This is a genomic window from Streptomyces sp. NPDC059564, from assembly GCF_042735575.1.
Lineage (GTDB): Bacteria > Actinomycetota > Actinomycetes > Streptomycetales > Streptomycetaceae > Streptomyces.
In genome coordinates this window covers 1-5,032 of sequence record NZ_JBHWBP010000465.1, presented here as the reverse complement: position 1 = coordinate 5,032, position 5,032 = coordinate 1, and the positions used below count along the sequence as shown (strand labels likewise).

Here is a 5,032-nt window from a genome sequence, read left to right as displayed (position 1 = left end):
GGGCCGGGACTCGCCCCGAGCCGTCGTCCGGGGCCGGGACTCGCCCCGAGCCGTCGTCCGGGGCCGGGACTCGCCCCAGGCCGGAAGCCGGTCCCGAGCGCGCGGCCCGGGCCCGGCCCCGACCGGACCCCGAGGCCCCGCCAACGGCCCCGCCGCCCGCCGACCCGCCACCCGCCCCGGAGGGGACCCGTTCATGACCCGTCTCGGCACCGCCGTCGACCCGCACGCCCCCGAGCACACGCAAGCCCGTACCGCCGCCCTGGACCGCCTCGCCGCCCTCGACGCCGAACACGCCAACGCCCTCGCCGGCGGCGGCGAGAAGTACACCGCCCGCCACCGCGCCCGCGGCAAGCTCCTCGCCCGCGAACGCGTCGAGCTGCTCCTCGACCCCGACACACCGTTCCTGGAGCTGTCCCCGCTCGCCGCCTGGGGCAGCGACCACCCCGTCGGCGCCTCGATGGTCACCGGCATCGGCACCGTCGAGGGCGTCGAATGTCTGATCACCGCCAACGACCCCACCGTCCGCGGTGGCGCCAGCAACCCCTGGACCCTGAAGAAGGCGCTGCGGGCCAACGAGATCGCCCGCCAGAACCGCCTCCCCTGCATCAGCCTCGTGGAGTCCGGCGGCGCCGACCTGCCCTCCCAGAAGGAGATCTTCATCCCGGGCGGCGCGATCTTCCGCGACCTCACCCGGCTCTCCGCCGACGGGATCCCCACCATCGCCGTCGTCTTCGGCAACTCCACCGCCGGAGGCGCGTACATCCCCGGCATGTCCGACCACACCGTCATGATCAAGGACCGCTCCAAGGTGTTCCTCGGCGGTCCGCCGCTGGTCAAGATGGCCACCGGCGAGGAGAGCGACGACGAGTCCCTCGGCGGCGCCGACATGCACGCCCGCACCTCCGGCCTCGCCGACCACTACGCCGTCGACGAGTACGACGCCATCCGCCAGGCCCGCCGCATCGTGGCCCGCCTCAACCACCGCAAACCGCACACGGACCCGCCGCCCGCCCCGGAACCCCTCCACGACCCGGAGGAGCTCCTCGGCATCGTCCCGCCGGACCTCAAGACCCCCTTCGACCCCCGCGAGGTCATCGCCCGCATCGTCGACGCCTCCGACTTCGACGAGTTCAAGCCCCTCTACGGCACCAGCCTCGTCACCGGCTGGGCCACCCTCCACGGCTACCCGGTCGGCATCCTCGCCAACGCCCAAGGGGTCCTGTTCAGCGCCGAGTCGCAGAAGGCCGCCCAGTTCATCCAGCTCGCCAACCAGCGCGACATCCCCCTCGTCTTCCTCCACAACACCACCGGCTACATGGTGGGCAAGGAGTACGAGCAGGGCGGCATCGTCAAACACGGCTCGATGATGATCAACGCGGTCTCCAACTCCCGCGTCCCGCACCTCTCCGTCCTCGTCGGCGCGAGCTACGGCGCCGGCCACTACGGCATGTGCGGCCGCGCCTACGAGCCCCGCTTCCTCTTCGCCTGGCCCAGCGCCAAATCCGCCGTCATGGGCCCCGCCCAGCTCGCGGGCGTGCTCTCGATCGTGTCCCGGCAGTCCGCCGCCGCGAAGGGCCTCCCGTACGACGAGGAACAGGACGCCGGGATGCGCGCCTTCGTAGAGGCACAGATCGAATCCGAGTCCCTCCCCCTCTTCCTGTCCGGGCGGCTGTACGACGACGGGGTCATCGACCCGCGCGACACCCGTACCGTCCTCGGCCTGTGCCTGTCGGCCGTCCACAACGCCCCCGTCGAGGGCGCCCGTGGCGGCTTCGGCGTCTTCCGGATGTGAGCCCGCAGATGACGAACCCGATCACGAACCCGATCACCTCCCTCCTGGTCGCCAACCGGGGCGAGATCGCCGTCCGGATCTTCCGCACGGCCCGCTCCCTGGGCCTGGCCACCGTCGCCGTCCACTCCGACCCCGACGCCGACGCCCTGCACGTCCGCACCGCCGACGCGGCCGTACGGCTCCCCGGCGCCGCCCCCGCCGACACCTACCTGCGCGCCGACCTGATCATCGCGGCGGCCCTCGCCGCCGGAGCCGACGCCGTCCACCCCGGCTACGGCTTCCTCTCCGAGAACGCGGACTTCGCCCGCCAGGTCCGGGCGGCCGGCCTGACCTGGATCGGCCCGCCCCCCGAGGCCATCGAGGCCATGGCCTCCAAGACCCGGGCCAAGGAACTGATGCGCGCCGCGCGCGTCCCCCTCCTCGACCCCGTCGACCCGGCCACCGCCACCACCGCCGACCTCCCCCTCCTCCTGAAGGCCGCGGCGGGCGGCGGCGGCCGCGGGATGCGCGTGGTCCGCGACCTCGACGCCCTCAAGGAGTCCCTGGACGCCGCCTCCGCCGAGGCCGCCTCCGCCTTCGGCGACGGCGAGGTCTTCGCCGAGCCCTACGTGGAACGCGGCCGGCACGTCGAGGTGCAGGTCCTCGCCGACGCCCACGGCACCGTCTGGGCCCTCGGAACCCGCGACTGCTCCCTCCAGCGCCGCCACCAGAAGGTCATCGAGGAAGCCCCCGCCCCCGGCCTCCCCGAAACCCTGCGCACCACCCTCCACGAGGCCGCCGTGGCCGCCGCCCGCGCCGTCTCCTACCGGGGCGCCGGCACCGTCGAGTTCCTCGTCACCGCCGACGGCCGCCCGTACTTCCTGGAAATGAACACCCGCCTCCAGGTCGAACACCCGGTCACCGAGGCGGTCTTCGCCCTCGACCTGGTAGCCCTCCAACTGCGGATCGCCGAAGGGGCCGCCCTGCCCCTCACACCCCCCGAGCCGTCCGGCCACGCCGTAGAGGCCCGCCTCTACGCCGAGGACCCGGCCCTGGACTGGCGCCCGCAGACCGGCACCCTGCACACCCTCGACCTCCCGGCCGGGGTCCGCGTCGACACCGGCTTCACCGACGGGGACCCGGTCGGCATCCACTACGACCCCATGCTCGCCAAGGTCGTCGCCCACGCGCCGACCCGCGCCGAGGCCGTCCGGATCCTCGCCCACGCCCTCGCCGGAGCCCGCATCCACGGCCTCACCACCAACCGCGAGCTCCTCGTACGCTCCCTGCGCCACCCGGAGTTCACCGCCGGGCAGCCCGACACCGGCTTCTACGAACGCCACCTGCCCGCCCTCACCGAAGACGCCCCGGACGCCACCCTGGCGGCCCTCGCCGCCGCCCTCGCCCAGGCGGCCCCCGCCCCGGACGCCCCGCTCGCCGCCCGCCTCGGCGGCTGGCGCAACCTCCGCTCCCAGCCGCAGACCCGCCGCTACACCTCGGCGGGCACCGAGTACGAGGTCCAGTACCACCCCGTGCACCACCCCGGCGTCCGCGTCCTGGCCGCCACGCCCACCCTCGTCACCCTCGAAGTCGACGGGATCCGCCGCGCGTTCCACGTGAAACAAAATTCGAACACGCTCCACGTCGACTCCGCGCTCGGCGCCCACGCCCTCGTCCCCGTCCCCCGGTTCCCCGATCCGCAGGACCGGACCGAACCGGGCTCCCTGCTCGCCCCCATGCCCGGCACCGTCGTCCGCGTCGCCGAGGGCCTCGCCCCCGGCACCGCCGTCACCGCCGGGCAGCCCCTGCTGTGGCTGGAGGCCATGAAGATGGAGCACCGCATCCTCGCCCCCGCCTCCGGCACGCTCACCGCGCTCCACGCCGCCACCGGCCAACAGGTCGAGTTCGGCGCCCTGCTCGCCGTAGTCCAGGAGGAAGCATGAGCCCCACCCCCGACACCGAAGAACACCAGGCCCTGCGCACCGCGGTCGCCGCCCTCGGCCGGAAGTACGGCCGCGAGTACCTGGCTCGCGTCGCCCGCGAGGGCGGCCACCCCGACGAGCTGTGGGCGGACGCCGCCAAGCTCGGCTACCTCGGGGTCAACCTCCCCGAGGAGTACGGCGGCGGAGGCGGCGGCATCGCGGAACTCTCCATCGTCCTCGAAGAACTCGGGGCCGCCGGCTGCCCCCTCCTGATGATGGTGGTCTCCCCGGCCATCTGCGGCACCGTCATCGCCCGCTTCGGCACCGAGGACCAGAAGCGCGCCTGGCTCCCCGGCCTGGCCGACGGCAGCCGCACCATGGCCTTCGGCATCACCGAACCCGACGCCGGATCCAACTCCCACCGCATCACCACCACGGCCCGCCGCGACGGCGACGACTGGATCCTCACCGGCCGCAAGGTCTTCATCTCGGGCGTGGACACAGCCGACGCGACCCTCATCGTCGGCCGCACGGAAGACTCCAGGACGGGCAGCCTCAAACCCTGCCTGTTCATAGTCCCCCGAGACACCCCGGGCTTCACCCGCTCGGTCATCGACATGGAACTCCAGGCAGCCGAGAAGCAATTCGAACTCACCCTGGAAGAGGTCCGCCTCCCTGCCTCCTCCCTCATCGGGGACGAGGACGCGGGCCTCCTCCAGCTCTTCGCGGGCCTCAACCCCGAACGCATCATGACGGCCGCCTTCGCGATCGGCATGGGCCGCTACGCGCTCGCCAAGGCCGTCGACTACGCGAAGACCCGCCAGGTGTGGAAGGCCCCGATCGGCGCCCACCAGGCCATCGCCCACCCCCTGGCGGCGGCCCACATCGAACTGGAACTGGCCCGCCTGATGATGAGCAAGGCGGCCCACCTCTACGACGCGGGCGACGACATGGGCGCGGGCGAGGCGGCGAACATGGCCAAATACGCCGCTGCCGAGGCCTGCGTCAAGGCGGTGGACCAGTCCGTCCACACCCTGGGCGGCAACGGCCTCACCCGCGAATACGGCCTGGCCTCCCTCATCACCGCCTCCCGCGTGGCCCGCATCGCCCCGGTCAGCCGTGAGATGATCCTCAACTTCATCTCCCACCAGTCCCTGGGCCTCCCCAAGTCCTACTGACCCACCGGAAACCCCTGAACCCGAGACCGGGACCCGGGCCCCGCGGGCCGGCACCAGGGCCGGGGACGGGGCGGGGTGTCGTCCGGGATATAAAACGTGATGTGTTGGCGCGCGGTGCCGCCCGCACACTCTGATCCGGATCGGGCGCCATACATCATGCC

At 73.1% G+C, this 5,032-nt stretch carries 3 protein-coding genes; all 3 read left to right on the top strand.

The features are described from left to right. Positions 1-193: 193 nt before the first annotated feature. From ACFV0Q_RS38240 to ACFV0Q_RS38230, 3 genes are read left to right on the top strand one after another with little or no spacing between them, the layout of a single operon-like run. Complete coding sequence (locus ACFV0Q_RS38240) at positions 194-1,792, top strand: acyl-CoA carboxylase subunit beta (protein ID WP_385012271.1); 1,599 nt, start codon at positions 194-196, stop codon at positions 1,790-1,792. Between the two features lie 8 nt (positions 1,793-1,800). Next, a complete protein-coding gene (locus tag ACFV0Q_RS38235; RefSeq protein WP_385012269.1) occupies positions 1,801-3,714 on the top strand; it encodes an acetyl/propionyl/methylcrotonyl-CoA carboxylase subunit alpha in 1,914 nt (637 codons plus the stop codon). Further along, positions 3,711-4,871: an acyl-CoA dehydrogenase family protein gene (locus ACFV0Q_RS38230; protein WP_385012267.1), complete on the top strand. Its 1,161-nt coding sequence runs from the start codon at positions 3,711-3,713 to the stop codon at positions 4,869-4,871. Before ACFV0Q_RS38235 ends, ACFV0Q_RS38230 begins: the two co-directional genes overlap by 4 nt. The last annotated feature ends 161 nt before the right edge of the window (positions 4,872-5,032 follow it).

Coding starts and splice junctions, on each gene's coding strand:
- ACFV0Q_RS38230 (WP_385012267.1), top strand. CDS start 3,711: ATGAGCCCCACCCCCGACACCGAAGAACACCAGGCCCTGCGCACCGCG.
- ACFV0Q_RS38240 (WP_385012271.1), top strand. CDS start 194: ATGACCCGTCTCGGCACCGCCGTCGACCCGCACGCCCCCGAGCACACG.
- ACFV0Q_RS38235 (WP_385012269.1), top strand. CDS start 1,801: ATGACGAACCCGATCACGAACCCGATCACCTCCCTCCTGGTCGCCAAC.